This window comes from Acidovorax facilis (assembly GCF_050626955.1).
In the GTDB taxonomy this organism is placed as follows: Bacteria; Pseudomonadota; Gammaproteobacteria; order Burkholderiales; family Burkholderiaceae_C; genus Acidovorax; species Acidovorax facilis.
The window spans coordinates 2411932-2437797 of record NZ_CP192460.1; the positions used below are offsets into that span (position 1 = coordinate 2411932).

The 25866-nt window shown below is 63.5% G+C and carries 25 protein-coding genes and 1 tRNA gene; 12 read left to right on the forward strand and 14 right to left on the reverse strand.

All coding sequences use genetic code 11. The features are described 5' to 3' along the window. Nucleotides 1-172: 172 nt before the first annotated feature. Nucleotides 173-604 (forward strand): hypothetical protein, encoded by a 432-nt coding sequence (locus ACQ4MJ_RS10865; protein ID WP_431152684.1) that lies wholly within the window; start codon nucleotides 173-175, stop codon nucleotides 602-604. A 37-nt stretch (nucleotides 605-641) separates the two neighbouring features. Here ACQ4MJ_RS10865 and ACQ4MJ_RS10870 read toward each other — a convergent pair whose 3' ends face one another. The 4 genes from ACQ4MJ_RS10870 to ACQ4MJ_RS10885 form a co-directional block, all read right to left on the reverse strand. Continuing rightward, the gene (locus tag ACQ4MJ_RS10870) at nucleotides 642-2846 is read right to left on the reverse strand and encodes an ATP-binding protein (protein ID WP_431152683.1); all 2205 of its coding nucleotides are present in this window, start codon (nucleotides 2844-2846) and stop codon (nucleotides 642-644) included. Continuing rightward, entirely contained in the window at nucleotides 2831-4051 is a 1221-nt protein-coding gene (locus tag ACQ4MJ_RS10875) for a hypothetical protein (protein ID WP_431152681.1), read from the reverse strand. The genes ACQ4MJ_RS10870 and ACQ4MJ_RS10875 overlap by 16 nt, the downstream gene beginning before the upstream one ends. 126 nt (nucleotides 4052-4177) lie before the next feature. Then, nucleotides 4178-4648: a hypothetical protein gene (locus ACQ4MJ_RS10880; RefSeq protein WP_431152680.1), complete on the reverse strand. Its 471-nt coding sequence runs from the start codon at nucleotides 4646-4648 to the stop codon at nucleotides 4178-4180. A gap of 23 nt (nucleotides 4649-4671) precedes the next feature. Then, a complete protein-coding gene (locus tag ACQ4MJ_RS10885) occupies nucleotides 4672-5544 on the reverse strand; it encodes a hypothetical protein (protein WP_431152679.1) in 873 nt (290 codons plus the stop codon). A gap of 221 nt (nucleotides 5545-5765) precedes the next feature. Between ACQ4MJ_RS10885 and ACQ4MJ_RS10890 the strand changes: the two genes are divergently transcribed. Beyond that, complete coding sequence (locus tag ACQ4MJ_RS10890) at nucleotides 5766-6749, forward strand: PhnD/SsuA/transferrin family substrate-binding protein (protein ID WP_228894797.1); 984 nt, start codon at nucleotides 5766-5768, stop codon at nucleotides 6747-6749. A gap of 527 nt (nucleotides 6750-7276) precedes the next feature. Beyond that, complete coding sequence (locus ACQ4MJ_RS10895; RefSeq protein ID WP_431152677.1) at nucleotides 7277-7873, forward strand: lipocalin family protein; 597 nt, start codon at nucleotides 7277-7279, stop codon at nucleotides 7871-7873. A gap of 256 nt (nucleotides 7874-8129) precedes the next feature. Here the strand turns inward: ACQ4MJ_RS10895 and ACQ4MJ_RS10900 are convergent, their stop codons facing one another. The 4 genes from ACQ4MJ_RS10900 to ACQ4MJ_RS10915 are packed head-to-tail and all read right to left on the reverse strand — an operon-like array spanning nucleotide 8130 to nucleotide 13706. Beyond that, nucleotides 8130-9749: an ABC transporter ATP-binding protein gene (locus tag ACQ4MJ_RS10900; protein ID WP_431152676.1), complete on the reverse strand. Its 1620-nt coding sequence runs from the start codon at nucleotides 9747-9749 to the stop codon at nucleotides 8130-8132. Between the two features lie 11 nt (nucleotides 9750-9760). Continuing rightward, nucleotides 9761-10807, reverse strand: coding sequence for an ABC transporter permease (locus ACQ4MJ_RS10905; protein WP_218299502.1), 1047 nt, complete (start codon nucleotides 10805-10807; stop codon nucleotides 9761-9763). Between the two features lie 22 nt (nucleotides 10808-10829). Beyond that, nucleotides 10830-11861, reverse strand: coding sequence for a microcin C ABC transporter permease YejB (locus ACQ4MJ_RS10910; RefSeq protein WP_055401810.1), 1032 nt, complete (start codon nucleotides 11859-11861; stop codon nucleotides 10830-10832). An 18-nt stretch (nucleotides 11862-11879) separates the two neighbouring features. Further along, the gene (locus ACQ4MJ_RS10915) at nucleotides 11880-13706 is read right to left on the reverse strand and encodes an extracellular solute-binding protein (protein ID WP_431152673.1); all 1827 of its coding nucleotides are present in this window, start codon (nucleotides 13704-13706) and stop codon (nucleotides 11880-11882) included. A 104-nt stretch (nucleotides 13707-13810) separates the two neighbouring features. Here ACQ4MJ_RS10915 and fabI point away from each other — a divergent pair, with 104 nt between their 5' ends. Then, on the forward strand, nucleotides 13811-14611 hold the full coding sequence (gene fabI / locus ACQ4MJ_RS10920) for an enoyl-ACP reductase FabI (RefSeq protein WP_055401808.1): 801 nt from the start codon (nucleotides 13811-13813) through the stop codon (nucleotides 14609-14611). A 77-nt stretch (nucleotides 14612-14688) separates the two neighbouring features. Further along, nucleotides 14689-15534: a DNA ligase gene (locus ACQ4MJ_RS10925; protein ID WP_431152672.1), complete on the forward strand. Its 846-nt coding sequence runs from the start codon at nucleotides 14689-14691 to the stop codon at nucleotides 15532-15534. A gap of 89 nt (nucleotides 15535-15623) precedes the next feature. On the opposite strand, the gene ACQ4MJ_RS10930 is transcribed toward ACQ4MJ_RS10925, so the two are convergent. Beyond that, nucleotides 15624-16184: a fasciclin domain-containing protein gene (locus ACQ4MJ_RS10930; protein WP_121419720.1), complete on the reverse strand. Its 561-nt coding sequence runs from the start codon at nucleotides 16182-16184 to the stop codon at nucleotides 15624-15626. A gap of 180 nt (nucleotides 16185-16364) precedes the next feature. Then, on the reverse strand, nucleotides 16365-18734 hold the full coding sequence (locus ACQ4MJ_RS10935; RefSeq protein WP_121419719.1) for an arginine/lysine/ornithine decarboxylase: 2370 nt from the start codon (nucleotides 18732-18734) through the stop codon (nucleotides 16365-16367). 146 nt (nucleotides 18735-18880) lie between these two features. On the opposite strand from ACQ4MJ_RS10935, the gene ACQ4MJ_RS10940 reads away from it, so the two are divergent. From ACQ4MJ_RS10940 to ACQ4MJ_RS10965, 6 genes are all read left to right on the forward strand, one after another. After that, a complete protein-coding gene (locus tag ACQ4MJ_RS10940; protein ID WP_431152671.1) occupies nucleotides 18881-19306 on the forward strand; it encodes an NfeD family protein in 426 nt (141 codons plus the stop codon). 32 nt (nucleotides 19307-19338) lie between these two features. Further along, nucleotides 19339-20265 (forward strand): SPFH domain-containing protein, encoded by a 927-nt coding sequence (locus tag ACQ4MJ_RS10945; RefSeq protein ID WP_426304395.1) that lies wholly within the window; start codon nucleotides 19339-19341, stop codon nucleotides 20263-20265. A gap of 80 nt (nucleotides 20266-20345) precedes the next feature. Further along, nucleotides 20346-20435, forward strand: a tRNA-Ser gene (locus tag ACQ4MJ_RS10950). A gap of 210 nt (nucleotides 20436-20645) precedes the next feature. Continuing rightward, complete coding sequence (locus ACQ4MJ_RS10955) at nucleotides 20646-20966, forward strand: hypothetical protein (RefSeq protein ID WP_431152670.1); 321 nt, start codon at nucleotides 20646-20648, stop codon at nucleotides 20964-20966. Between the two features lie 210 nt (nucleotides 20967-21176). Then, nucleotides 21177-21359 (forward strand): hypothetical protein, encoded by a 183-nt coding sequence (locus ACQ4MJ_RS10960; protein WP_055393434.1) that lies wholly within the window; start codon nucleotides 21177-21179, stop codon nucleotides 21357-21359. 126 nt (nucleotides 21360-21485) lie between these two features. After that, nucleotides 21486-21863, forward strand: a complete 378-nt coding sequence (locus ACQ4MJ_RS10965; protein WP_233573378.1) for a hypothetical protein — start codon at nucleotides 21486-21488, stop codon at nucleotides 21861-21863. An 11-nt stretch (nucleotides 21864-21874) separates the two neighbouring features. Here ACQ4MJ_RS10965 and ACQ4MJ_RS10970 read toward each other — a convergent pair whose 3' ends face one another. The 4 genes from ACQ4MJ_RS10970 to ACQ4MJ_RS10985 form a co-directional block, all read right to left on the reverse strand. Next, nucleotides 21875-22555, reverse strand: a complete 681-nt coding sequence (locus tag ACQ4MJ_RS10970) for a hypothetical protein (protein ID WP_431153080.1) — start codon at nucleotides 22553-22555, stop codon at nucleotides 21875-21877. A 35-nt stretch (nucleotides 22556-22590) separates the two neighbouring features. Beyond that, nucleotides 22591-23628, reverse strand: coding sequence for an MlaD family protein (locus ACQ4MJ_RS10975; protein ID WP_431152669.1), 1038 nt, complete (start codon nucleotides 23626-23628; stop codon nucleotides 22591-22593). 59 nt (nucleotides 23629-23687) lie between these two features. Next, nucleotides 23688-24488 carry an MlaE family ABC transporter permease gene (locus ACQ4MJ_RS10980; protein WP_055393443.1) on the reverse strand — a complete coding sequence of 267 codons (801 nt, stop codon included), beginning with the start codon at nucleotides 24486-24488 and terminating at the stop codon, nucleotides 23688-23690. A 196-nt stretch (nucleotides 24489-24684) separates the two neighbouring features. Next, complete coding sequence (locus ACQ4MJ_RS10985; RefSeq protein WP_176885623.1) at nucleotides 24685-25146, reverse strand: Cd(II)/Pb(II)-responsive transcriptional regulator; 462 nt, start codon at nucleotides 25144-25146, stop codon at nucleotides 24685-24687. Nucleotides 25147-25218: 72 nt separating this feature from the next. Here ACQ4MJ_RS10985 and ACQ4MJ_RS10990 point away from each other — a divergent pair, with 72 nt between their 5' ends. Continuing rightward, a complete protein-coding gene (locus ACQ4MJ_RS10990) occupies nucleotides 25219-25866 on the forward strand; it encodes a cation transporter (RefSeq protein ID WP_431152667.1) in 648 nt (215 codons plus the stop codon).

A 25866-nucleotide genomic window follows, 5' to 3' on the forward strand; every position in this document is an offset into this window, starting at 1 on the left:
GTAACCTCCGCACTGAGTCTGAAAAATAGCAACTGTTAGCTGAGACTGAGAGCAAGTATTCAGAGAGACAGTTCGTTGTTGGACCAAGCCACGGCGGAGCGTAAATGGAAGACATCCAACATCAAGCTCCCATAACAAACGCCACTTGTTCAATCTCACCCAGGATGGGACGATGAAAGTTTATGTTGATACAGGTGGCATGTTGAAAGAGGTCGCGGAGCTTGAGGCTTCCGGACTGATCACAACTCACTACTTCCCTTTTGAACAACGCAGCCGGAAGGTGACAAATTTCGTCCCAGGATCGGCTTCCACTTGGGAACAAGCCCATTTGAGCTGGGCTGAAGATACGGGCAGTTGGGATGACGATGCACCAACAACTAACTTTGAACCACTGAGAAAACTCATCGGTAAACGCGTTGATGCGCAACATCTCGACTCCGCTATCAAAGCCGGATGCTCCATCTTCATAACCAGTGACAAAACAGATATTTGGTCAAAGCGAGAGGCCATCGAAGCCATGACAGGCATCCGCGTATTACACATGCCCACGGAGCTTGAAGCGCTGAGGCGATTGGCGGGCAGTCCACCTCGCAAGTCACCGTAAACACAGCCGGCTCACGACATGAGCCGGGCCGCACGGACTAAGCGCGCGCCAGCACGGCCAGCTCCTGGTGCAGCAGCAGTTCCACCTCCGCCGGTTCAAACTGGTCCTGCAGCAGCGGGATGGCAAAGCGGTATTCTCCGCCCTCGTGTTTGCGCAGCACATAGGCCAGCTGCAGGCGTGCCAGTGACTGGCGCAGGGCCTGCGCGTCGCCCGCGATGCCGTGGCTTTGCAGCAGTTGGGCCAGGGTGACCAGGCTGGTCTGCCCGGCCTGGGCTGTGTGGTAGACCACGATGCGGTCGAGGCGGCAGGCGGCTTCGTCGTGGCTCAGGCGGCCCCAGCCGGCCAAGGCGTCTTGCACGGCTTGCGAGGCCAGGGCCTGGGTGAGGTGGCGGGCTTCGATGACACGTTCGCCGGGCAACAGCGCCTCCAGGCATTCCTGGCACAGGATGGCCACCAGGTTGGCACGCTGGCCGCTGGCATCGATGAGGCGATCCACCAGTTTTTCGTTGTCAAAGCCCAGGCGCAGCTTGCGCAGTGGCTCGGTGGCCAGTTCGCGGCAAGCGGCGCGCTCCAGGCCGCCAATGGCCAGCACCTCGCCAAAGTTGCGCAGGGGGCTCTGGTAGTCGAGCACGGCCGTGGCGTACAAATCCCAAAAGCCCGCCAGCATGAACCAGCAGCGGCCCTCTTCGCTGAGCGCGCGCAGGGTGGACAGCTGCACGTAGCCGTTGGCCGATTCATCGCGGAAGAACAGGTCGGCCTCGTCGATCAGCAGCACCAGGCGCTTGCCCTGGTACTGCGCCTGCAGATGGTCCACGATGGCTTCAAGCGGCGTGTCGGCCGGCAGGCCAAACTGCAGCGCCATGCGCGGCGCCAGGCGGTGATCGCGCAGCGAGACGTAATGGCACACGGTATGCGGGTGGCCCGCCATGCGGCGCTGCACGGCCTTGAGCAGGCTACTTTTGCCGAGCTGGCGCCCACCCACCACCAGGTAGTTGGCGGGCTCGCGGTTGATGACACGCGCCAGCAGCTGGGCGCGGCCGAAGAAGGCGCCTTCACGCGTGACGCCGCCGCGCGTCTGGTACGGCGAGATGCGGGTGATGCGCAGCTGCGCGGCCAGCTGGCGCAGCTGCACTTGCAGGGCGTCGCCACCGATCAGCCATTCGGTCTGGCTGGCGCTGTCCACCATCACATGCAGGTTGGCGCGGTCTTGGGTGTGGGCCTGCAGCAGCGGCCAGGGCGTGTCCACGCTGTGCTCGCACAGGATCAGCAGCACGTCGCTGCCGGTCTGCACGGCGCGCAGCTGGCGCAGCACAGTGGCTTCGTCGATGCCGGGCGTGGGCACAAAGACCAGGCAGCGGTCCAGCGACACGGGCAGGTCGGGCGGGAACAGCCACTCAAACACCGCACCGGGCAGCGCCCAGTCGGTGCTGGGCTGGCAGCGGGCCGACACGCGCTCGGCCAGCGCGCGGGCCAATGCCGGGGCGCGCTCGCCGCCCGCGGCCTGGGCGCAGGCCACGGCGCGGCGCCAGTCCACCATACGAATGTCGGCAGCCAGCAGCGTGGGTTCCAGCCGCCGCAGCCAGCGCAACAGCCGGTCGATCTGAGGCAGCCGCGCCAGCGGGGTGCGGCGCAGGCGCGCGGGCCGCAGCTGCCCGGCGCCGATCATGGGGTGGCGCACCACCCATACCACGGCGCCTGCGGCAAAGATCACGCCGCACCACAAGATGAGCGAGCGCAGCCAGCCGAACGGGTCGGCATCGGGTGCGGGTTTGACGGGCTCGAAGTCGTCGGAGCTGCTTTCCAGGCAGTTGATGGGCAGATAGCCCAGTGGAATGGGTGGGTTGCCGGGGCGGCACGTCCAGGTGTGGGTGCCGGGTTTGAGCTCCACCACCACCTGGGTGCCCGCCAGCTTGCCCAGCTCGGGGTTGTGGGCGATGTCGGCCTGCAGCACGTTGGGGCGCGGTGACGTTACGCGCAGCTGCGGGTTGGCAATGCGCGGTGCGTATTGGTGGATGTCCTTGGGCCAGCCATCCAGCTCGTTGCGCGCCTCGATCATGGCGACGCGCCACTGCACCAGTTCGCCCCACACCGGGCCTACATTGAACGACGCCAGGAACGAGCCCCGCGTGACCGGGTTGAGCTGCGGCGTGAACAGCGCGCTGGCCACGAACAGCGTGACCACCGCAATGACCACGGCACGCACCACGGCCCTGGAGAAAAAGGGGCTCAAGCGTTCGAGCATGCGTCCAGCACCATCAAGCCTGCATCGCGGATGGTGGCGCAGCGCCAGTGCAGCCGCGCCGCATCGCCCGTGCCGCGCACGTGGATGAGGTTGCCCCAGAACAGGCTGCGCAGTTCGTCGTCCTGCAGATAGGGCCGCGCGCGGCCCAGGTCGTCGGCCTGCAGCAGTTGCAGCAGCCGCGTGCGCGTGGCGGGCGCCTGGGCCAGCGGCAAAAAGGTTTGCCACAGGCGCGGGCTGCTGGTCAGGTGGGTGCGCAACGCAGCAGACGATGCATGACCATCACCCACCCCTTGGTCTACCAGCCACTGCAACCCTTCTTCAAACAACGCGGGATGGCCGCCGCTGAGCGCCTGCAAGTCGGCCACCACGGGCTCAGTCCAGATGTGCTCGGGCCAGCGGTGGCGGGCCAGTTGCGTGAGGTCGTCCAGCGACGGGTCGGGCCAATGGTGGACCTGCGCAATGTTGAGCAGCGAGAGATCGCCACTGCGGTATTTGAGGTCGGCCAGCGCCTGCCCGCCGCACAGCAGCAGGTGCAGGCGGCCGCTATGCATCTCGCTCAGGCTGCGCAAGATGCCCGCCAGGGTTTCGCGCAGTGCGGGCGTTCCCTGCTCAAAGCGGCTGACCAGGCAGAAGATGCGCTCACCCGCCATCAGGCGGCGCTCTAGCGCAGATTCAAACTCGTAGTCCGACGCCACATCGCCCAGGCCACATTGGCGGCCGATGGCGGCGAAGTATTCGGCGGGCACGGTGCTCACGCTGTAGGGCGGCTGGATGTGCAGCACCGAGCCTTCGCCGTACTGCGCGCGGGCCCGCTGCAGCAGCTCGTGCCGGAACGGCGGCTGGCCCCAGTGCGCGGGCGACAGCAGCAGCGAGATGGGGTATGGCACCGCCTGGGCCAGTTGCGCAAACACCTTGTCCTGGAACGCGGCAAACGGCTGCGCGCCGGTGGATTCGGCCTGCAGGGGAAATTCTGGCGCAAACCCTGCGGCGCTGAGCAGGCGATTGGCCTCAGTCTCCGTCAGGCGCAGGTACCGGGTGCAGGCCACCAGCTTGTCGCGCGAGCGCGGGTTGGGCACCGAGATGCCGTTGCGCCAGTTGTTCACAGCCTCACGGCTCAGGCCGATCTCGGTGGCCACGCCGGAGGCGCTGGCGCGGATGCGGCGCATGTAGACCGACAGAAGATCGGCAAAGGAATCAGGGGACATGGAGTTGTGGACTAACGAAGGCTGGTACACCGAGCCAAAACCAAGGGCAGCGAAAAACATGGGGATGGTAGGCAGGCATTGTCAGCCTTGCCAGACCACCGCCATCCCACTGCGCAGTGCGGAGCACTACGCCAGGCGCTGCACCATGGGCCAGGCCTTGTAGCTGGCGAGGCCACAGGCCGTGAGTACCGGGCTGTACAGCACCATTGCGCCGACCACCGACATCAGCCAGCCGGGCTCTTCGTACTCGTCGGTATCGTCGGCCTTGGCTGTCGCGCCCTCCTTCAAGGGCTCCTTGCTGCGCCCCTCTTCTTGGCCCTCGCCCGAATCGCCGGTCATCTCCTGCACCAGCATCACGGCCACCACCAGCAGCGAGATGGCCAACAGCGCCAGGTAGCCGTATTGCAGCGCAGGCTGCGAAAGCGGATAGAAGTATCCCGCCAGCAGCGCGGCCGGGGCCAGAAAGAACACGTGCATCATGAGCCTGTACCAGGGAAAACCGTCCGCCGGCCTTTCCAGCGCCCCCATGACCATGCGGTAGGTCAGCGCCCCCAGCACAAAGATCACCCCACCCCACCATTCGATTTGCGTCAGCATGTTGTTGTTCTCCGGAGTTTCTTTTACTGGGGTGCCATCACCGTGGCGGGGCCATCGTCGCCAGGCGGGTCGGCGTCATCGTCTCCGTCGTCCCCGCGCAGCTCCTTGTGTTCGGTTGCCATGTAGTAGAGCGGCAGCGCCACGGCCAGAAGCAGACCCAGGCCCATCCACAGCCAGAAGCCTTTGAACAGCAACACGGTGACGACCGTGAATGCCACCGCATGCACCAGCCCCTTGAGCCCGGCGCGCAGCAGCAGCACGGCAATGAGGCCCTGCATGGGCGATTTGCCGCTCTTGCCCATGGCCTGCGCCATTTCCACGAAGACCTCGGCCGCCTCCCGGGCCTCGCGCATGCGCTTTTCCTCCTGCTGGCGCAGCTTGGCCACGGCAAGGGGCTTGGCCGGGTCTTTGGAGCAGGCATAGGGGTCATCGGCCTCACAACCCTCCTCGCCGCCGTTGCCCTGGCCTTCGCCACCATGCTGCGCAGGCTCTGCCACTGCGCGCCACTGCGGGTTGGCGTCCATGAATGCCTTGCGCGACACCCACTGGCCCCGGTCGAAGTGCATGCGCTCGGTTTCCCCCACCTGGTCGTAGAAGATCTCCAGCACTGCAGCCCGCAGGCCCTGGTCAAACAGGGCTTCGAGCTGGCGCAGCGGTGGTGGGTCGCTCGTACCCGTGTCGAACTGGAGCAGAAGGTGCGTGGAAGCGGCAGATGCCGACGCATTGAACCATTGCGCATCCCACAGGGACTCCAGACTGGCGGCCCCCAGCTTGTCCGCCCAGCGTTGGGCCTGTTCCGTGTTGTCTGAGCACAGGTATTGGTATGTGAGCTGTGCGAGCTTCAGCTTGATCGGATCTTCGAAAAACAGTTGCAAGGTCAGGGTGTTTTGCGACATGGGAAACGCTGTTCACAGCGGTAGGCATTGCGATGGATTGGAATTGTGTGGGCCAGGCCCGCGCATGTCCCCTGCGGGCTTGTCCATGCCGGGGCGGCGCGAGGTTGACAAAACGTCCACCCGCACGGGTCGCCAAGGCGCTGATTGTCACAAAACGTTCATGCATACTGGCCGACCCGCGCGCGGAGCGCGCTTTCACCACAATTGGAGGGAAAACAACGATGCGATTCGATACCCGCTTTTTTGCACTGCTGTCTGGCACCGCGCTGATGCTGGGCCCGGTAGCTGCGCAGACCGACCGGGCCGCGCCTGCCCGCGCCACCGCAGCCACCCCGGCCGCCACGAGCTTCGCAGGCAGCCCACGCGAGAAACTGGTGGTGGCCATGCCCAAGACCTATGCCAAAAGCGAAACCATGCTGCTGTGGGGGGACTACTTCAACCACCTGGCGCGCTGCGGCAACATTGATCTGCAGAATCTGCAAGGCGAATCGCTGGAGAAGAGCACCAACATCGATGTGCTGGGCGAAAAGGAACTGATCGACAGCCTCCTCAGCGGCAAGGCACAGCTGGCGCAGGTCAACCCCGGCCTGGTGCCCCAGTTGGTGGGCGCTGGCCAGCCTGCCCCGTTTGGTGTGCCCGGCAACAAGGCCAGCGGCAAACGCAATTCCTACACACTGATCCTGATCTCGCGCGTGGACAGCCCTTTCACCAAGCCGCAGGACCTGGTGGGCAAGAAGATTGCCCACTCCACACCCACCTCCAACTCAGGCAACCTGGCGCCGCGCGCGCTGTTCCCGGCGATCGGGCTGGTGCCGGACCAGAACTACGAGGTGGTGTTCTCCAACGGCCACGAGCGCTCGGTCACAGGCGTGATGCACGGTTTCTACCCCGCCGCAGCCGTGGCCAGCGATTTGTACCAACGCATGGTGGTCAAGGGCGATGTGAAGGGCTCCAGCATCCGCACGCTGTGGGAGAGCCCGCCCTTCATGACCGAGACCTGGACGCTGGGCAAGGACGTGTCGCCCGAGCTGCAGGCCCGCGTGAAGAAGTGCTCGTACAGCTACAGCTTTTCGCCCAAGCTGCGCCAGCTGCTGCCAGGCAATGACACCTTTTTGCCCATCAATTTCGAGCGCGACTTCGCGACGGTGATGGAGGTCTACACCAAGACGCAGAAGGCGCAGGCTGCCAAGGCTGCCGCCAAATAAGTCCCGGTGTCAAAAGCGTCTATCGCCGCCCCCGCAGGCCGGACTCTGGTTTGCGGGCTCAGATGGTGCAGCAACAGATTGCCGCCATAACACGACAGAGCCAGGAAGAACAGGCCGCCCTGCACCAGCAGACCCTGGCAAGCAGGGATGCAAACACGAAAGCAGCGCCGGTACCGGAAGGCCGTCGTACCCCTGGCCTGGTGGAAGCCATCAACACTCTTGTCTGAATGCGGCCACTCAGGGGGGACGCATTGCGAGAAGTGCGCCGCGGCAAATGCCATCAACTCCATCTCCGACAGCGCTCCAGAATGGTGGCCTGGATAGGTACGGAACCACGGCAGCGCCACCACACCGATGCACATCCTTGCCGACAGCCGCTGCCAGCGCGCGCCTACACACCGGCCCCCTTGCAGTGCCTACAGTGGATCGCACGAACAGCCGCTGCGCAGTGCACATTCCGTCAGGTGCCATAAGGTGACGTCAGGTGCAACGGCAGCCCCGGCAGCAACCCCAGCAGGAGCAAGCCCATGCGCATTCACACCCCACCCCGTGCCCATTCGCCCTGGCCGCTGGTCATCGGCGCTGCCGCAATGATGGCGTTGCTGGCGCTCACGGCCTGCTCCACGCCCCGCGCGCCCGAGGGCATTCAGCCCGTTACGGGGTTTGACGTAGACCGCTACGCAGGCCACTGGCACGAGGTGGCACGCATCGACCACGCCTTTGAGCGCGGCCTGACCCAGACCAGCGCCACCTACAGCCGCAACGCCGACGACACGATCAAGGTGGTCAACCGAGGCTACGACCCAGTGCGCAAGGAGTGGAAGCAGGCCGAGGGCACGGCGCGCTTTGTGGATGAGCCCACGCGCGCTGCGCTCAAGGTGTCGTTTTTTGGACCGTTTTACGGCGGCTACAACGTGGTGGCGCTCGATGAAAACTACCAGTGGGCCATGGTGGTGGGCTCCAGCACCGATTACCTGTGGATCTTGTCACGCACGCCCACCCTGCCCTGGCATGTGCGCGAGCACCTCATGGAGCGGGCACAGACGATGGGTGTGGATGTGCGCAAGATTCTGTGGATGCCTGCCGCCAGCGAGCAACACGCCAAGCGGGCCGTGATGACCTGAAAAGCTTCAACACCAGCAAGCGCAAATCGCTATATTTTTGATAGCTATTCACGCTCACCTAATAAGCGCCAGGGATCCTCTGCACGAATCGAGCGGCAAGTGTGCGCTGCGGATCGGGATGGGCTGCAAGGCGCAACCGCAGCAATAGCCGCAGCTATTGCGAGTATTTGCAACGCGGCAGACCGCCCGGGCCCGCAGATGCACGCGGCGCGGTGATTCGTGCAGAGGGTCCCTTGATGCCATTTCTATTCAAACATCAGCCGATACCCGGCACGGTGGCCGCCGCCACCAGGCGCTGGGTGTAAGGGTGTTGTGGTGCATCCAGCACGTCGTTCACGCTGCCACCTTCCAACACCGCGCCATCCTTCATCACCACCACGTCGTGCGCCATGGCGCGGATCACATCCACGTCATGGGTGATGAGCAGGTAGCTCAGGCCCTTTTCTTTTTGCAGCCGCTGGAGCAAGCCCAACACCTGCTGCTGGATGGTCACGTCCAGGGCGCTGGTGGGCTCGTCCAGCACCAGCACCTGCGGCTGCACGATGAGGGCCCGGGCGATGGCCAGGCGCTGGCGCTGGCCGCCTGAAAATTCATGCGGATAACGCTCCAGCAGGCGGGGGTACTGTGCTTCGGCCAGTCCCACCTCTTCCAGCGCGGCCTCGACGCGCATGCGGCGCTGGGCCACGGTCAGTGTGGGCTCGTGCACCTTCAGGCCCTCGCCCACGATCTCTTCGACCGTGAGGCGCGGGGACAGCGACGAAAACGGGTCTTGAAATACCACCTGCACGCGGCGGCGCAGCTGCTGGTTGGCGGGGGTATTGCGCATTGCTGGTTGCTGCCACGCCTGACCCCCGACCTGCAACTGGCCGGCGTAAGGCAAAAGCCCCAGGATGGCCTGCGCCAGCGTGGACTTGCCCGAGCCGGACTCGCCCACCACCCCCAGCGTCTGGCCGGGCAGCAATTGCAGCGTGGCGCCCTGCACAGCCACAAACTCGCCCTTTTTGAACCAGCCCTTGATGCCGGGCAGCGGCGTGGGGTAGACCACGCGCAGATCCTGCGTCTTCACCACCGGGGCAGTGCCTGCGGGCGGATCGGACTCGACCACATCGCGGCGGGGCTGGCTGGCAATCAGGCGGCGCGTGTAGGCGTGCTGGGGTGCACCAAACACCTCGGCAACGGGGCCCTGCTCTACCAGCACGCCCTGCTCCATCACGGCCACGCGGTCGGCAAAGCGGCGCACCAGGTTGAGGTCGTGCGTGATGAGCAGCACGGCCATGCCCGTCTGGCGCTGCAGATCACTCAGCAAGTCCAGGATCTGGCCACGCAAGGTCACATCCAGCGCGGTAGTGGGCTCGTCGGCCAGCAGCAGCTTCGGGCTGCTGGCCAGGGCCATGGCAATCATCGCGCGCTGGCGCTGGCCGCCTGAGAGTTGGTGTGGGAAGCTGTTGGCCCGGCGTGCAGGCTCGGGGATGCCCGTCTGGGCCAGCAGCTCGATGGCAGCCTGCGCGCACTGGGCGCCGGTCAGGCCTTTTTTGAGCTGCAGGATTTCGGCAATCTGCAGGCCGATGGTCATCAGCGGGTTGAGCGCGGTCATGGGCTCCTGGAACACCATGGCGATGTCGCCACCACGCACGCCGCGCATCTCGCGCTCTGTCAGCGCCAGCAGGTCGCCCCGCCCTTGCAGCGTTGCCTGCCCGGTGATGGCGGCATTGCCCGCCAGGCGCAGCAGGCTTAAAGCGGTGATGGTTTTGCCCGAACCAGACTCGCCCACCAACGCAAGCTTTTCGCCTGCAGCAATGCTGAAGTTGACGCCCCTCACCACTTCTTTGGGGCCAAAGCGAACGTGAAGGTCCTGAACCTGCAACAAAGGGATCATGGCCGTAGGGGTCACTGGTCGGCCTTTCGGGGGTCCAGGGCATCGCGCAGCGCATCGCCCATGAAGGTCAGCAGCAACAGGGTGGTGACCAGCACCGCAAAGGTAGACAGCGAAATCCACCACGCGTCAATGCTGTTCTTGCCCTGGTTCAGCAGTTCACCGAGCGACGGCGTGCCCGGCGGCACCCCCAGGCCCAGGAAGTCGAGCGAGGTCAGCGCCAGGATGGCACCACTCATGCGGAAGGGCAAAAAGGTGACCACCGGCGTCAGGCTGTTGGGCAGGATGTGGCGCCAGATGATCTGGCTGTTGCTCACCCCCAGGGCCCGCGCGGCCTTCACATAATCGAGCTGGCGATTGCGCAGGAATTCGGCGCGCACATAGTCGGACAAACCCATCCAGCCAAACAGCGACAGCAGGATGAGCAGCAGCGCAATGCTGGGCGCGAACACGGCGCTGAAGATGATGAGCAGATACAGCTCGGGCATGGAGCCCCATATCTCGATGAAGCGCTGAAACGCCAGGTCGGTCTTGCCGCCAAAGAACCCCTGGATGGCCCCGGTGAGCATGCCCAGCAGTACGCCGGTGATGGTGAGTGCCAGACCAAACAGCACACTCACACGAAATCCGTACAGCAGCTGCGCCAGCAGGTCGCGCCCCCGGTCATCCGTGCCCAGCCAGTTGTCGGCTGTGGGGGCCGACGGGTTGGGCGCCTTGGCAAAGTAGTTCAGCGTGTTGGGGCCGTAGGGGTTCAAGGTGTACAGCGCCCAGTTGCTGCCTGCGGTAATGCGCTCCTTGATGAAGGGATCGAGGTAATCGGTGGGGGTTTCGAAGTCTCCCCCGAAGGTCTTTTCGGAGTAGTCCTTGAGCATGGGAAAGTAGGTCTGCCCCTCATAGCGCACGATGAGCGGCTTGTCGTTGCTGACCAGCTCGGCACACAGGCTCACCAGCACCAAGGCGCAGAAGATAAGCAGGCTCCAATACCCCAGGCGGTTGCGCTTGAAGCGCAGCCAGGCACGGCGGGAGGGCGAGAGCGAAGGCGATGCGGAAGCAGAACTCATCAGGGCCATGGATTCGCTCGGGCTAGTCAAACTTCACGCGCGGGTCCACCCACACATAACAAAGGTCGCTGACGAGCTTGGTCACCAGCCCGATCAGTGTGAACAGATACAAGGTGCCCAGCACCACCGGGTAGTCGCGACGGATCACACTCTCATAGCTGAGCAAGCCCAGGCCATCCAGCGAGAACAGGGTTTCGATGAGCAGCGAGCCCGCAAAAAAAGCACCGATGAACGCAGCTGGAAAGCCGGTGACGATGGGAATAAGCGCATTGCGGAACACATGCTTCCACAGCACCTGCCGCTCGCTCAAGCCCTTGGCGCGGGCGGTGAGCACATACTGCTTGCGGATTTCTTCGAGGAACGCGTTCTTGGTCAGCATGGCCGTCACGGCAAAACTGCCCAGCACCATGGCCGTGACGGGCAGCGTGATGTGCCACAGATAGTCCACGATGCGCGCGCCCCAGGTCATTTCATCCCAGTTGGCCGACGTGAGCCCGCGCAATGGAAACCACTGCAACTGCCCACCAAAAATGACCAGCAGCGCCACGCCCAGCACAAAGCCGGGAATGGCATAGCCCACCAGAATGAGCAGCGTGGTCACCAGATCAAAGCGTGACCCGGCGCGCACCGCCTTGGCCACGCCCAATGGCACGGCGACGAGGTAGCTGATGAAAAAAGTCCACAGGCCCAGGCTGATGGAAACCGGCAGTTTCTCCTTCACCAGTTGCCACACATCCTTGTTCTGGAAAAAGCTCTTGCCCAGGTCAAACCTCGCAAACTGTCCCAGCATCTGCAGGAAGCGCTCATGGGCAGGTTTGTCAAAGCCGTACAGCGCCTTGATCTGCTCCAGCCGTTTGGGGTCAACGCCCTGCGCGCCCCGGTAGCTCAGTCCGCCCCCCTCGGCGCCGCCACCGCCCACACCGGCCTTGGCCTCGGCCATGTACTGCTCCACCGGGCCGCCCGGCACGAACTGGATCACCACAAAGGTCAGCAAGAGCACGCCCAGCAGCGTGGGCAGCATGAGCAAGACACGTTTGAGAATATAGGCAAACATGGTTGGGCGGTCTTATGGCTATTTCTTGTCTGGCGCGGTCTGGGGAGGAATACGCGCCCACCACGTGTCGATGACCCACCCTTCGCCGCTGGCGTAAGGCGGCACCGTGGCCGGCCGTGCCAGCCGCCAGGCGTTGTAGGCCATGCGGTGTGTGCCCGCCGTCCACTGCGGAATGAGGTAGTGGCTGTGCGCAATGATGCGCTCCAGGGCGTGGCAGGCGGGAAGCAGTTGCGCCTCGGTCTTGGCAGAGGTCATGGCCTTGATCATCGCGTCCACCGCCGGGTTCTTGACGCCCGCAAAGTTGCCGGAATCCTCCACGTCGGCCGCCTGGCTGCCAAACATGTCGGCAAACTCCTGGCCCGGGTTGTTGGTGCCCTGGTAGGCAATCGAGGTAATGTCGAAGTCGAACTTCTGCAGACGCTGCTGGTACAGCGCAAAGTCCACTGACCGAAACCGCAAGGTGACACCAATCTTTTCGAGATTGCGCATCCAGGGGGTGATGGTGCGCACGCCGCCTTCATTGCTGTCCATGTATTCGAGCACCATGGCCTCGCCCTTGGCGTTGCGCAGGGCACCGTCGCGCACCTCCCAGCCGGCTTCCTTGAGCAAAGCCTGCGCCCGCCGCAGGTTGGCCCGCAGTGAGGAATCGCCATCCGTGCGCGGGGGCACCGTCATCGGGCCAAACGCGGCAGCTGGAATGTCCTTGCGGTAGGGCTCCATCAGCGCAAGCTCCTCGGGCGAGGGACTGCCCTTGGTTTCGCACGCCGTGTTGCCAAACAGGCCGTTCACCCGCTGGTAAGCGCCATAGAACATCTGGCGGTTCATCCACTCGTAGTCCATGGCCAGGCCCAGGGCCTCGCGCACGCGCGCATCCTGCAGCAAAGGCCGGCGGGTGTTGAGCACATAGCTCTGAAAACCCGAGGGGAGCTTGTGCACAAACTCTCCCTTGACGAGTTCACCCGTATCGAACTTCTTGCCCGTAACACGTCGGGCCCAGTCGCCCGCGCTGAAAAACCGCATGAGGTCAAACTCGCCCGCCTTGAGGGCCTCCAGCCGCGCGGTGTTGTCCTTGTAGATCTTGACAAGGATGTTGTCAAAATTGGCCGTGCCCTTGCGCACGTTCAGGTCGCGCGCCCAGTACTGCGGGTCGCGCACATAGGTGATGTCCTTGCCAAAACGCACCGGGCCGATTTTGTAGGGGCCACTGCCGATGGGAATATCCATCACCACCTGGTCAAACGGCTTGGCCTTGCCGTTCTCGACGCCCCAGTCGCGGCTGAACACCGGCAGGCCACCCACGGTGAGGGGCAGCTCGCGATTGGGCAGCTTGAAGCGGTAACGCACGGTGCGGTCGTTGATCACATCCACGCCCGCCACCTCGATCAGCAGCGTCTTGTAGGCAGGGGATGTGAAGGGGCCCACCAGCGTGTCGTAGCTGTGCTTCACATCCTGCGCCAGCACGGGCTTGCCGTTGTGAAAACGCGCCTCCGGCCGCAGGCGGAAGGTGGCGGACAAACCATCGGGGGCAACTTCCACATCTTCGGCCAGCAGACCATAACCGGTGGCGGTTTCGTCCATCGAACCGGCGAGCAGCGAATCGAACATCAGCGACGACAAATATGCTGGCGCGTTGCCCTTGATGGTGAACGGGTTGTATTTGTCGAAGGTGGAAACCCGCAGGTTGCTGACCAGCCGCAGCTCGCCGCCTTTCGGCGCATCTGGGTTCACATACGCAAAATGCGTAAACCCGGCGGGATAACGCGGCTCGCCCCACAGGGCATACCCATGTGCAGCCCATGCAGGAACCGCACACCCCATCAGCAAAAAAGTCAGCCAAAACCGCATGCGACAATTCTGCACTACGTTCGCCGGGCCCCGCTGCAGATCGCGCATACCCACATGCGCCAGGCCGCCCGCCGACATTTCGCCATTCCAAAAGGAGATTGAACATGGGTTTTCTGACCGGCAAGAAGCTGCTCATCACGGGTGTTTTGTCCAACCGCTCCATCGCCTACGGCATTGCCAAGGCCTGCCACGCACAGGGCGCCGAACTGGCGTTCAGCTACGTGGGCGAGCGCTTCAAGGACCGCATCACCGACTTTGCGGCCGAGTTCGACTCCAAGCTGATCTTTGACTGTGACGTGGGCAGCGACGAGCAGATCGAGCGCATGTTTGCCGAGCTGTCGCAGACCTGGCCCCAATTCGACGGCTTTGTGCACAGCATCGGCTTCGCCCCCCGCGAGGCGATTGCCGGCAATTTCCTCGAAGGCCTTTCGCGCGAGGGTTTCCGCATCGCCCACGACATCAGCGCCTACAGCTTTCCCGCCATGGCCAAGGCCGCCCTTCCCTACCTGAACGACAAGTCGTCGCTGCTGACGCTGAGCTACCTGGGCGCGCTGCGCTCCATCCCCAACTACAACACCATGGGCCTGGCCAAGGCCAGCCTGGAAGCCAGCGTGCGCTACCTGGCCGAGGCCGTTGGCCGCACCGAAGACGGCCGCAGCATCCGCGCCAACGGCATCAGCGCCGGCCCTATCAAGACCCTGGCCGCCAGCGGCATCAAGGACTTTGGCAAACTGCTGAGCCGCGTGGCCGATGCATCGCCCCTGCGCCGCAACGTGACGATCGAAGACGTGGGCAATGTGGCAGCCTTCCTGCTGTCGGACCTGGCATCGGGCATGACGGCCGAGATCACCTACGTGGACGGCGGCTTCAGCCAGACTGCGGGCCTGAGCGCAGACCAGGTCTGATTGTCGTTAGAAATTCAGATCAAAACAGGTCCTAGCGCTTATTGAACAAGCGCCGGAAGCTATAAATTTAATAGCAAATGCTTCGCAGGCACTGGCTGGCGTGGCTGAGTTTCACTGCGCTGCCCACGCACGCAGCAGACGCCCCTGCCCTGTTGCTGGCCAATGCGTACCGGCCCGGCATGCCGCTGGCCGACTATTGGGTCAGCGAAAAATACGACGGTGTGCGTGGCTACTGGGACGGCCACACGCTGCGCACGCGGGGCGGCGAAACGGTGATGGCCCCCGCCTGGTTCACCGCCGGGTGGCCCACCACTCCCATGGACGGAGAGCTGTGGGCCGGACGCGGGCGCTTTGCGCACGCCCAATCCACCACGCGCCAACAGCCGCCTCATGAGGCGGCCTGGCGCCAGATGCGCTTCATGGTGTTTGACCTGCCCCGGCACGGCGGCATGTTTGACGAACGGCTGCGGTCGCTCAATGCCTTGGTGATGCAGATCAACCAGCCTTGGGTCCAGGCGGTGCCCCAAAAGCGCATCGAAAACGATGCTGCCCTGCAGGCCCTGTTGCAACGCACGGTGCGGGCGGGCGGCGAAGGCCTGATGTTGCACCGGGGCAGTTCGCTCTACCAGTCTGGCCGCAGCGACGATCTGGTCAAGGTCAAGACCCACGAAGACACGGAAGCGCGCGTGGTCGCCCACCTGCCTGGCAAGGGCCGCCACGCCGGTCGCATGGGAGCCCTGCTGGTGGAAATGCCTTCGGGCCAGCGTTTCCGGCTGGGGGCGGGTTTCAGCGATGCGCAGCGGGCTGACCCGCCACCTGTGGGCAGCTGGGTGACGTACCGGTTTCGCGGTACCCATGACGGGGGCCTGCCGCGCTTCGCGAGTTTTGTGCGTGTGCGGGACGATATGCCGCCGGTCCGCTGACGGGGCCACAGCAACCCCTGGCCGATCCCGGCCCTGCGATGCGGCGGCCATGCACAGCGGACGGGCAGCCCCTCCCATCCGTTGCTCAATCAGTTGGGCAACAGGACCTTGTCCACCACGTGGATCACGCCGTTGGACTGGTACACGTCGGCAATCGTCACCGTCGCCGTACCGCCCTTTTCGTCCGTCACCATGACAGCATTGCCGCTGGCCTTGGCCGTGAGCGTACCGCCCGCCACCGTCTTGAGGCTGGCCATGCCTTTGCCGTCTGCAATCATCTTGGACAACGCAGCAGCGTCGTACTTGCCCGCGACCACGTGGTAGGTGAGCACCTTGGTCAGGGTGGGCTTGCTCTCGGGCTTGAGCAGCGTGTCCACAGTGCCGGCGGGCAATGCGGCAAATGCCGCATTGGTGGGCGCAAACACGGTGAAGGGACCGGGGCCCTTGAGCGTTTCGACCAGGCCCGCAGCCTTCACAGCGGCCACCAGCGTGGTGTGGTCCTTGGAGTTCACAGCGTTGTCGATGATGTCCTTGCTGGCCAGCATGGGCGCACCGCCCACCATGACCTGCGCCATGGCAGGCATTGCGGCAGCGGCCATGGCTGCGGTGAAGGCGATGGTGGCGAGGCGGGCGTTGAATCGAAGGGTCATGAGAATCTCCTGAGAGGTGTGTGAAGACAGTCGTCACCGCATGAAAACCACGCGGCTGACAGTCAATACGGCAGCACCACAACAGCGGATTCAAATGCACAAAAAAATCGCTCCGCCAGCCATGCCGGGGGAGCGATTTTTGAGACGCTGGTGCACCCACACACCAGCGCGAAGACGTGCTTACACGTTGCGTCCGTACGGGCCGTCGTCGCCCACCTGCACCAGGTTCTGGGCGGTCGCCAGCGGCTTGGGGTTCTTGCCGGTCTTGCCTTGCTCTGCCACGCAGTCGGCGTAGTAGCGCACCTGGCCGTTCTCGTCTTCCACTTCCACCAGGCCGTGGATGTCGGTCTCAAAGCCCGGGCACAGCTTGGCAAACTCGCGGGCGAACTTGAGGTAGTCCACGATCTTCTTGTTGAATACCTCGCCAGGAATCAAGAGCGGAATGCCCGGTGGGTAGGGCGTGACCAGGCCCACGGTGATGCGGCCTTCCAGGTGGTCGATCTCCACGCGCTCGGTCTGGCGGTGGGCGATGTGCGCGTAGGCGTCCGAGGGCTTCATGGCGGGCGTCAGGTCTGACAGGTACATCTCGGTCGTCAGGCGCGCGATGTCGTACTTGGCGTACATCTCATGCACGTGCTGGCACAGGTCCTTCAGGCCCATGCGCTCGTAACGTTTGTGCTGCTGGCAGAACTCGGGAAGGATGCGCCACATGGGCTGGTTCTTCTCGTAGTCGTCCTTGAACTGCTGCAGCGCCGTCAGCAGCGTGTTCCAGCGGCCCTTGGTGATGCCGATGGTGAACATGATGAAGAAGCTGTACAGGCCGGTCTTCTCGACCACCACACCGTGCTCGGCCAGGTACTTGGTAACGATGGACGCGGGAATGCCGGTCTTGTCGAACTTGCCGTCCAGGTTCAGGCCCGGTGTGACGATGGTGGACTTGATCGGGTCCAGCATGTTGAAGCCGTCGGCCAGCTGGCCGAAGCCGTGCCACTTGCTGGCGTTCTTCTTGCCCTTGCCATCGCTGCGGATGATCCAGTCCTCGGCGCGGCCCAGGCCTTCGTCCACGAGCTTTTCAGGGCCCCAAACCTTGAACCACCAGTCGTTCTTGCCAAAGTCGTGCTCCACCTGGCGCATGGCACGGCGAAAGTCCAGCGCTTCGAGCAGGCTTTCTTCCACCAGGGCCGTACCGCCGGGAGGCTCCATCATGGCGGCGGCCACGTCGCAGCTGGCGATGATGCTGTACTGCGGGCTGGTGCTGGTGTGCATCAGGTAGGCCTCGTTGAAGAGGTGGCGATCCAGCTTGGTGGTCTGCGAATCCTGCACCAGCACATGGCTAGCCTGGCTGATGCCGGCCAGCAGCTTGTGGATGGACTGCGTCGCGTACGTCACGGAATGCTTGGGGCGCGTGCGCTTCTTGCCCATGGCGTGGTAGCTGCCATAAAACGGGTGGAAGGCCGCGTGTGGCAGCCAGGCCTCGTCAAAGTGCAGGTTGTCCACGTAGCCGTCGAGCATGCTCTTGATGGTCTCGGTGTTGTAGAGCACGCCGTCATAGGTGGACTGCGTAAGCGTGAGCACGCGCGGCTTGACCTTTTTCGCATCCACGCCCTTGAGCAGCGGGTTGGCCTTGATCTTGGCCTGAATGGCCGCTGGCTCGAACTCGCTTTGCGGGATAGGGCCGATGATGCCGAAATGGTTGCGCGTGGGCTTCATGAACACGGGGATCGCCCCGGTCATGATGATGCTGTGCAGGATGGACTTGTGGCAGTTGCGGTCCACCACCACCACGTCGCCCGGCGCCACCGTGTGGTGCCACACCATCTTGTTCGATGTGGACGTGCCGTTGGTCACGAAGAAGCAGTGGTCGGCGTTGAAAATACGCGCGGCGTTGCGCTCCGATTCACCAATGGCACCGTTGTGGTCCAGCAGCTGGCCCAGCTCTTCCACCGCATTGCACACATCGGCACGCAGCATGTTCTCGCCGTAGAACTGGTGGTACATCTGGCCCACAGGGCTCTTCAGAAACGCCACGCCGCCCGAGTGGCCGGGGCAGTGCCAGCTGTACGAGCCGTCTTCAGCGTAGTCGAGCAGTGCCTTGAAGAATGGAGGCTGTACGCTTTCGAGATAGCTCTTGGCCTCGCGGATGATGTGGCGCGCCACAAATTCGGGGGTGTCCTCGAACATGTGGATGAAGCCATGCAGCTCGCGCAGGATGTCGTTGGGCAGGTGGCGGCTGGTCTTGGTCTCGCCGTGCACATAGATGGGCACTTCGGTGTTCTTGCGCCGCACTTCACCGATGAAGTTGCGCAGGCTCAGCACGATGGGGTCCAGGCCCTCACCCACCGTAAATTCCTCATCGTCGATGGACAAAATGAAAGCGCTGGCGCGGCTTTGCTGCTGGGCAAACTGCGACAGGTCACCATAGCTGGTGACGCCAACCACCTCGAACCCCTCAGACTCGATAGCCTGCGCCAGCGCGCGGATACCGAGGCCCGAGGTGTTCTCGGAACGATAGTCTTCATCGATGATGATGATGGGAAAGCGAAACTTCATGCGCAGCCTCCGTGCAACCGTGCCCTGCCCGGCCAAAAAACGAAATAGGCGCGAAGTGTAAGGAATAACCTTGACGCGCCTTTGAACTGCAACCCTTTTGTCCCAGAATGTGATGCACTAAACACAACCACAACAAGGAGTTGGCTATGGAGGAATCCACCATCTGGTGGCTCGCAGCGGGGGCTGTGGTCGTTGCAGAGCTGCTGACTGGCACGTTTTATCTGCTCATGTTGGCAGTAGGGCTTGTTGCGGCGGCCCTGGCCGCGCACATGGGCCTTTCTTCCGCCTCCCAAATCACCCTCGCAGCCCTGGTGGGCGGCGGCGCTGTGGTGGCTTGGCACTTTGCCAAACGCAAACGCTCTGGAGACCCATCGCCGCGAGCGGACCGCAGCGTCAACCTGGACGTGGGCGAAGCCGTCCTCATCGAAGGTTGGAACCCCGACGGCACCACCACTGTGAAGTACCGGGGCGCCACATGGACCGCCATCCACCGTCCTGGCGTCACCCCTTCCACCGGCATGCACCGGGTCGCCGAACTGGTGGGCAATCGCCTGCTGGTCGATCCCATGTGAGCTCGCAGCCACCCAACTACTGAAAGTCGTTCATGGATAAAACATACATCGCACTTGTCATCGCCGCCATCGTGGCGGTCTTCGTCATTCGCAGCTTCAAGCAGGTTCCCCAACAAAACGCGTGGGTGGTGGAGCGTCTGGGCAAGTACCACAGCACACTTGCGCCAGGGCTCAAGCTCATCATTCCGTTCATCGACAAAGTGGCCTACAAGCACAGCCTGAAAGAAATCCCGCTGGACGTGCCCAGCCAAGTCTGCATAACGCGCGACAACACCCAATTGCAGGTGGACGGCATCCTCTACTTCCAAGTGACAGACCCCATGCGCGCCAGCTACGGCTCCAGCAACTACATCATGGCGGTGACACAGCTGGCGCAGACATCGTTGCGTTCCGTCATCGGCAAGCTGGAGTTGGACAAGACCTTTGAAGAACGCGACATCATTAACGCCCAGATCGTGCAGGCCATCGACGAAGCCGCCCTGAACTGGGGCGTGAAAGTGCTGCGCTACGAAATCAAGGACCTGACACCGCCGAAGGAAATTTTGCACGCCATGCAGGCCCAAATCACCGCAGAGCGCGAAAAGCGCGCGCTCATTGCAGCGTCTGAGGGCCGCCGACAGGAGCAGATCAACATCGCCACCGGCGAGCGAGAAGCGTTCATCGCCCGCTCGGAGGGCGAGAAGCAAGCCCAGATCAACAACGCCCAAGGTGAAGCAGCAGCCATCACCGCTGTGGCAGAAGCGACCGCGCAAGCCATAGAGCGCGTGGCCGCCGCCATTCGTCAGCCCGGAGGCGAGCAGGCGGTGCAACTCAAAGTGGCAGAGAAGGCCGTGGAAGCCTACAGCCAGGTGGCAGCAGACTCCAACACCACACTTATCGTGCCGAGCAACATGACGGAGGTGTCTGCGCTGATCGGTTCGGCGATGAAGATGGTGCAAGCTTCACAGAAAGCGGCCTGAGCGCAAGCAAAGCTTTTTTCGAGGCAACGGCTACTGTCAGCCCAGATATCCCTTTTCCTATGGCTATAATCGAAGGCTTCGGAGAGGTGGATGAGCGGTTTAAGTCGCACGCCTGGAAAGCGTGTGTGGGCTAATCCCCACCGCGGGTTCGAATCCCGCCCTCTCCGCCAAAAATCAAAAAAGCGTCCTTCGGGGCGCTTTTTTCGTTTCGGCCTATCAAGTGACACGGAGCGCTTTCAGCGCCTCCTTCCCGCCTCGCGAAATGCCGGGAGCGGTGGGACCAAACCCGCCGATTTGTTGCAAAACGTGTGATTGGTTGTCACGCCGCGGCACACTATTCACAATAAATGACTCCACCCAAAAGGAGTGCACCTATGCCCATGGAGCTACTGTTCGTCCTTGCACAGAGCAAGCTGCCCATGATGATCGAGAAGCCCTGCGACGTTGACAAGCTTCGGGTGCTGGCGGCTGCTCAGCTCGTAGAGGTGCAGCTTCCAGATGTGCGTGCCAAGGAGCAAAAAGCAGAGGTCCTTGCCATTTCGCCGCAGGGGCGGGCAGCGCTGGCAACAACCTATCCCCGTTACCCATTCAAATTCGCGCCCATGCGCTCAGCGCCAGCGCCGGCTTCGGCCGATTGGCTTCCGTCTTTGGACTCCTGCCAGGTGCAGCGCGGTGGGACAAGGACCACGCTGGACTCCTAGTGTCATGTGCATGCTCGCTCTACGGAACATCTGAGCACAACCAAGCTTCTGAATGACTTGCAACCAAAGGCAACAAACCGGGGTCATCTGCGGATATCGCACTTGTCTGACAGACGCTGACCGCGCGTTTTGCTGAAATCCTCTACACCAGCCATTGAGGCTGACCCGGGAGCTCATTGGGACTCCCACCTTTTTGACAAAGGATCCGCCATGAAGCGCCACCCCTTGACACCCGGAACCCGCGCCCTCGCTGCGTTTGCCGGCACGGTTGTGCTTGCGGTACTGGCGGCGGCATCGTTGTTGATGCCCGATGTGACCGTGCAGTCGGTGGATTCGATGCCGCTTTTGCCCAGTGGGCTGGACCAGATCTTTCCCTCCAGTCTGTTTGAGTGACCTTGTGCATGAGGTGGAGTGGTTTAGCACGCCTACTCGCCATGGGTAGCAAAAAGCATAGCATCGGAGTACCATCTGGCGCTGCGCACCGGGATTTTCGGTGGCAATCCAGAATGGAGGACGATCGTGACCACACGTTTTCGAATCTCTGCAAGCCTTTTTTCTGCTCGCTTCTTCGCGTGGCCTGTGGCGGCGACAGCGCTGCTGGTGGCGATGGGGGGATGCACCAGCCCGAGGGATGGCTCCCTTGAAGAATTCGCGCGCTGGCATGACGGTGCGCGCGCCCAGGCCCAGGCCGGGGCGCTGAGCTGGAGCGAACTCTACAAGCAGAGTTTTGACCGACTGACCGCCCTGCCGCCCTCGTTGCAACAAGACACGCGTCTGGAAAACACGGTGCTGTTGTTATCCACCGCCCGCAAATACGAAGCCAATGAGATCACCGCCCAGCAGTTTGCGCTGGAGCGGGAACACATCGAAACGCAATTGCAGGCACGCCTGCGCTAGCCGTTCGCGCCTCAGCGCTGCGGTGCACCCTGCTCCACGATGGCAATGCGCCGACGCAGCGCTGCAGTGGCTTGCTGGTCGCCCGCAGCTTCAGTGCGTTGCGCCTGCACACTGAGCCAGGCCATCAACGGTCTGCGCCAGCCCTGGGCAGAGGCTGTGTCAGCAGCGATAGCGATCACCGCCGGGCTGGCGCGCCCCGACTGAAACAGCACCCCAGCTGCCACGAGGCGCGACAGCGGGTCTTCCAAAGCGGGCAACGCAGATGCATCGCCCGATGCAGCCACCTTGCGCTGCGCTTCGGGCAGCAAGCCCACGTCCTGAGGCTGTACTCGCCCCCCCAGATAGTCGGCATAAGCGCGCTCGGGCGCAGCGGCGTCGGCGCGCAGCGGTTCAAAGCGCTCGCAGGGGCCAGGTACCAAGCTGGCGACCTGCGCAGCGCAGCGCATCAGTTCCAGACGGGCCAGCAGGTCTGGGCGCCCCGTGCGGGCCACTTCAGCCCGGGCGCGGTCCCATTCGAGCTGCTCGACGCGGGGGTTGCCCGACAGATAGGCTTCGAGGGCCTTCTGGGCTGAGCCTTGAGCGTTCATCTGCCAGTCGGGCACGGGAAGTTTGCTGGAGCATGCGGACAACAAGGCCGCCGCAACCACCACAGCTCCCAGCAATGACACCCGCAGTGGCCTGGCCAGGTGCATGGGCTTCGAAGGGAATGCAGAAACTGAAAAGGGCTTCATGGCAGCTTGAGTTCCGTATCCCGCGCAAAAGGCCATCTGCGGTTGATTTCGTTGACCAGGCTTTCTACCTTGCGCAGATTGCTTTCCACCTCGGCGCGCAAGGCCCCCAGGTCAGTGGTGGCTTCGCGGGCATTGGCGCCAATGGCCTGGGCTTCCACCAGCACCGCATCCACCTTTTTCAGGCTGGTGCGGGTGTCGGCCAACAAGCCATTGAGCTGGGCCACGGTGGCCCGCACCTCAGGTACCAACGCATCCTTGCTGCCTTCGGCACCCAATACCTGTTTGTCAGCCCGCGCCGCCATGCCATCCAGGCGCGCCAGCAGGGCATTGGTGCGGTCGAGCGTGGCAACAATTTTCTTCCCATCGGCCTCATTGCCCATCAGCACTCCCAGCATGCCGCCGGGGCCATTGAGGCGTTCGGTGAGCGCCTGCACATTGGTCAGGCTGCTGCCCAGGGCAGCGTCCTGCGCCGTGAGCGCATTGAGGTTAGACAGCAGTTCGCGCGCCGAGGCCATGAGCTGCGGGATTTCGGCGGTGGCGTCGCCACGCAGCACGGGGCGCACGGCACCATCGGGCAGGAGCTTGTCGTTCAGCATGCCGGTGTAGGCGCGGATGTTGGTGCCACCCACAATGCCCCGCACCAGTGTGAACACGCTGGATTCACGCAGCCAGTGCGCGTCCTTGCGGGGCACGTCCACGATGATGCGGGCGTTGCCGGTTTCGGCCAGTTCGATGCGGCGCACGCGGCCAATGGGGAAACCCGAGAACGTCATGTCCATGCCCACCACCACGCCTTCAGAGTCGTCGGCCGTCAGCACCAGGGTCTGCGTGGGTTCGAACGCACCACGCGCATACAGCAGGTACAGGCCCGACCCGACGATGAGGGCCAACGTGAACAGCAGCAACGCCGCCGCCTTGATCTCCAGGTAGGCCACCGGGCGCAGGGTTTCCACGGGCGGCACGTCGGTGGCGGGAGAAGCCGGAGCGGGCCCCGGGGGCGGCGTTTGGCGGGCGTTGTGGTTCTCGTCGTTCATGGTGCCGGAAGGTGGGTCGCCGTAAAGGAATGGGGTAGTCGGGTGTCAGCAGACATCGGTCAGTAGTAGTTGCCCATGAGCGAGGCCACCTCGATCATCAGCAGCACGGCAAACATGCGGGCCAGGCCGCCCAGCTCTGAATCGGGCTGGGTGCGATCGCCCGTGTCGTACAGGCCTGCCGCCATGGGGATCAGCGCTACGGCCAGGCTGAAGAACACGGTCTTGAGCGCGAACACCATCGTCACGCTGGGCGTGAACACCTGGCCAAACATGCGGGTGTAGCTGGGCAACCCCGCCAAATTGAAACCATACACCCCCAGGTACGCCAGCACCAGGGCCACCACACAGCTGAGCGCGGCGAGCGTGATGCAGGCGAACACTCCAGCGATCACGCGCGGCAGAAGCTCGATGCGCACCGGGTCCGAGCCATGGGCGCGCAGCGCGTCAAACCGTCCGGTTTGCCGCAGCCGCGTGATCTGCGAGCCATTGGGGATGGTGCAGCGCATGGCGACGAACAGCGCCGCCGTGAGCGGGATCAGCTCCAGCACCAGCACGCGGATCACCATCTCCAGCGCATAGCGCGACAGGCCATAGCTGAGCGCCGTGACCACCACGATGCGCGTGAGCACCAGGCTGATCAGGGCAGCCAGCACCGTAAAGCCGAGCAGCACCGGGGCGGTGTCGAGATACAGGTGGCGTGCCAGCGCCCTGCGCGTGCCCTTGCCATAGCTGGACGGCGACAACACCAGCACCAGCACCACCGCCCCCAGATACAAGATGCGCCACCAGGCGACCGCCCAGCGCCGCGCGGTGTTCCACACACGTTCGGGCAGGGAGAGGCCGGGCAAGCGCGAAATCATGGTCGGATCATAGCGGGGCACTCACAAAGAGCGTTGACGGTGGACTGCCATAGAAATTTTTCGATGTTTTTGGCATCTAGCGCTTGATAGACAAGCGCAAACAGCTATTATTTTTATAGCATTTTCAAACGCAGAAGAAACAGCTACTCACATCCTTGCGGAAGCTGGTGCTTGCAAGCGCCCACGGCAGACCGGGCTACACATGCCGCTTTGCCGCAGCGGTGGCGAACGGCACAGCGGGCTGCGCATCCGCACGCGCGTGCAGGGCTTCGATGATGTGACAGTGGGCATCCGTCCCATCGCAGCGGTTGCGCAGCGCGAGCAGGTCGGCCTCCAGCGTCTGCAGCTCTGCCAGGCGGGCACGCACATGCTGCAGATGGTCATCCAGCGTGTCGCGTGCGGCGTCGCAGTCTTCTTTGCGGCTCCAGTCCAGCGCGAGCAGAGTGCGCACCTCATGCAGCGACATGTCCATGGCGCGGCACAGGCGGATAAAACGCAGCTGGTGCACGTCGGCACCGCTGTACAGGCGGTAGCTGTTGTCGCCCCGCACGCCAGGGGGCAACAGCCCCTCCTTCTCGTAATAGCGGATGTTGGCAGCGGACACCCCGGACTGCAGGGCGGCCTCGCCAATGCGGAACTGCACAACGTTTTGATCCATGGCTTGACCTTCGAGTGACTTCAAGGTTTCCAATCATGCCATCGCTTTCAAAACTGCACGGAGAACCCCCCCATGTCTGCCCACTGCCACGACGACCATTGCGCCACTGGCCCTGCCGCCGCCGACCCGCGCTACCGCCGCATCTTGTGGATAGCACTTGTCGTCAACGCTGCCATGTTTGTGGTGGAGCTGGGGGCGGGTACCCAGTCGGGCTCGGCATCGCTGCTGGCCGATGCCATCGATTTTTTGGGGGATGCCGCCAACTACGGCCTGTCGCTGTGGGTGCTGACCATGGCCCTCACTTGGCGCGCCCGCGCCGCCCTGGTCAAGGGGGCCAGCATGCTGGCGTTTGGCGTGTTCGTGATTGGGCGCGTGGCCTGGGGTGCGTGGCAAGGCACACCGCCCGAGCCCTTCACCATGGGCAGCGTGGGCCTGCTGGCGCTAGCGGCCAACCTGGGCGTGGCCGCCCTGCTCTATGCCTACCGGGAGGGCGACGCCAACATGCGCGGCGTGTGGCTGTGCACCCGCAACGATGCGCTGGGCAACCTGGCGGTGATGGGCGCTGCCCTGGGCGTGTTGGGCACCGGCACCGCCTGGCCCGATCTGGCGGTGGCGGCCATCATGGCAGGCCTGGCCATCAGCGGCGGCTGGAGCGTGATACGCCACGCGCGGCAAGAGCTGGCCAGCACCACCGCACAGCCACAACCGCAAGGGCACTGA

What these genes read in the sequence shown, in the direction of transcription:
- ACQ4MJ_RS10870 (WP_431152683.1), bottom strand. Translation starts at nt 2,846, where the DNA reads ATGCTCGAACGCTTGAGCCCCTTTTTCTCCAGGGCCGTGGTGCGTGCC.
- ACQ4MJ_RS10960 (WP_055393434.1), top strand. Translation starts at nt 21,177, where the DNA reads ATGAAGCGCCACCCCTTGACACCCGGAACCCGCGCCCTCGCTGCGTTT.
- ACQ4MJ_RS10925 (WP_431152672.1), top strand. Translation starts at nt 14,689, where the DNA reads ATGCTTCGCAGGCACTGGCTGGCGTGGCTGAGTTTCACTGCGCTGCCC.
- ACQ4MJ_RS10875 (WP_431152681.1), bottom strand. Translation starts at nt 4,051, where the DNA reads ATGTCCCCTGATTCCTTTGCCGATCTTCTGTCGGTCTACATGCGCCGC.
- fabI (WP_055401808.1), top strand. Translation starts at nt 13,811, where the DNA reads ATGGGTTTTCTGACCGGCAAGAAGCTGCTCATCACGGGTGTTTTGTCC.
- ACQ4MJ_RS10980 (WP_055393443.1), bottom strand. Translation starts at nt 24,488, where the DNA reads ATGATTTCGCGCTTGCCCGGCCTCTCCCTGCCCGAACGTGTGTGGAAC.
- ACQ4MJ_RS10905 (WP_218299502.1), bottom strand. Translation starts at nt 10,807, where the DNA reads ATGAGTTCTGCTTCCGCATCGCCTTCGCTCTCGCCCTCCCGCCGTGCC.
- ACQ4MJ_RS10985 (WP_176885623.1), bottom strand. Translation starts at nt 25,146, where the DNA reads ATGGATCAAAACGTTGTGCAGTTCCGCATTGGCGAGGCCGCCCTGCAG.
- ACQ4MJ_RS10955 (WP_431152670.1), top strand. Translation starts at nt 20,646, where the DNA reads ATGGAGCTACTGTTCGTCCTTGCACAGAGCAAGCTGCCCATGATGATC.
- ACQ4MJ_RS10900 (WP_431152676.1), bottom strand. Translation starts at nt 9,749, where the DNA reads ATGATCCCTTTGTTGCAGGTTCAGGACCTTCACGTTCGCTTTGGCCCC.
- ACQ4MJ_RS10990 (WP_431152667.1), top strand. Translation starts at nt 25,219, where the DNA reads ATGTCTGCCCACTGCCACGACGACCATTGCGCCACTGGCCCTGCCGCC.
- ACQ4MJ_RS10885 (WP_431152679.1), bottom strand. Translation starts at nt 5,544, where the DNA reads ATGTCGCAAAACACCCTGACCTTGCAACTGTTTTTCGAAGATCCGATC.
- ACQ4MJ_RS10880 (WP_431152680.1), bottom strand. Translation starts at nt 4,648, where the DNA reads ATGCTGACGCAAATCGAATGGTGGGGTGGGGTGATCTTTGTGCTGGGG.
- ACQ4MJ_RS10930 (WP_121419720.1), bottom strand. Translation starts at nt 16,184, where the DNA reads ATGACCCTTCGATTCAACGCCCGCCTCGCCACCATCGCCTTCACCGCA.
- ACQ4MJ_RS10895 (WP_431152677.1), top strand. Translation starts at nt 7,277, where the DNA reads ATGCGCATTCACACCCCACCCCGTGCCCATTCGCCCTGGCCGCTGGTC.
- ACQ4MJ_RS10935 (WP_121419719.1), bottom strand. Translation starts at nt 18,734, where the DNA reads ATGAAGTTTCGCTTTCCCATCATCATCATCGATGAAGACTATCGTTCC.
- ACQ4MJ_RS10910 (WP_055401810.1), bottom strand. Translation starts at nt 11,861, where the DNA reads ATGTTTGCCTATATTCTCAAACGTGTCTTGCTCATGCTGCCCACGCTG.
- ACQ4MJ_RS10970 (WP_431153080.1), bottom strand. Translation starts at nt 22,555, where the DNA reads ATGCACCTGGCCAGGCCACTGCGGGTGTCATTGCTGGGAGCTGTGGTG.
- ACQ4MJ_RS10940 (WP_431152671.1), top strand. Translation starts at nt 18,881, where the DNA reads ATGGAGGAATCCACCATCTGGTGGCTCGCAGCGGGGGCTGTGGTCGTT.
- ACQ4MJ_RS10945 (WP_426304395.1), top strand. Translation starts at nt 19,339, where the DNA reads ATGGATAAAACATACATCGCACTTGTCATCGCCGCCATCGTGGCGGTC.
- ACQ4MJ_RS10865 (WP_431152684.1), top strand. Translation starts at nt 173, where the DNA reads ATGAAAGTTTATGTTGATACAGGTGGCATGTTGAAAGAGGTCGCGGAG.
- ACQ4MJ_RS10975 (WP_431152669.1), bottom strand. Translation starts at nt 23,628, where the DNA reads ATGAACGACGAGAACCACAACGCCCGCCAAACGCCGCCCCCGGGGCCC.
- ACQ4MJ_RS10915 (WP_431152673.1), bottom strand. Translation starts at nt 13,706, where the DNA reads ATGCGGTTTTGGCTGACTTTTTTGCTGATGGGGTGTGCGGTTCCTGCA.
- ACQ4MJ_RS10890 (WP_228894797.1), top strand. Translation starts at nt 5,766, where the DNA reads ATGCGATTCGATACCCGCTTTTTTGCACTGCTGTCTGGCACCGCGCTG.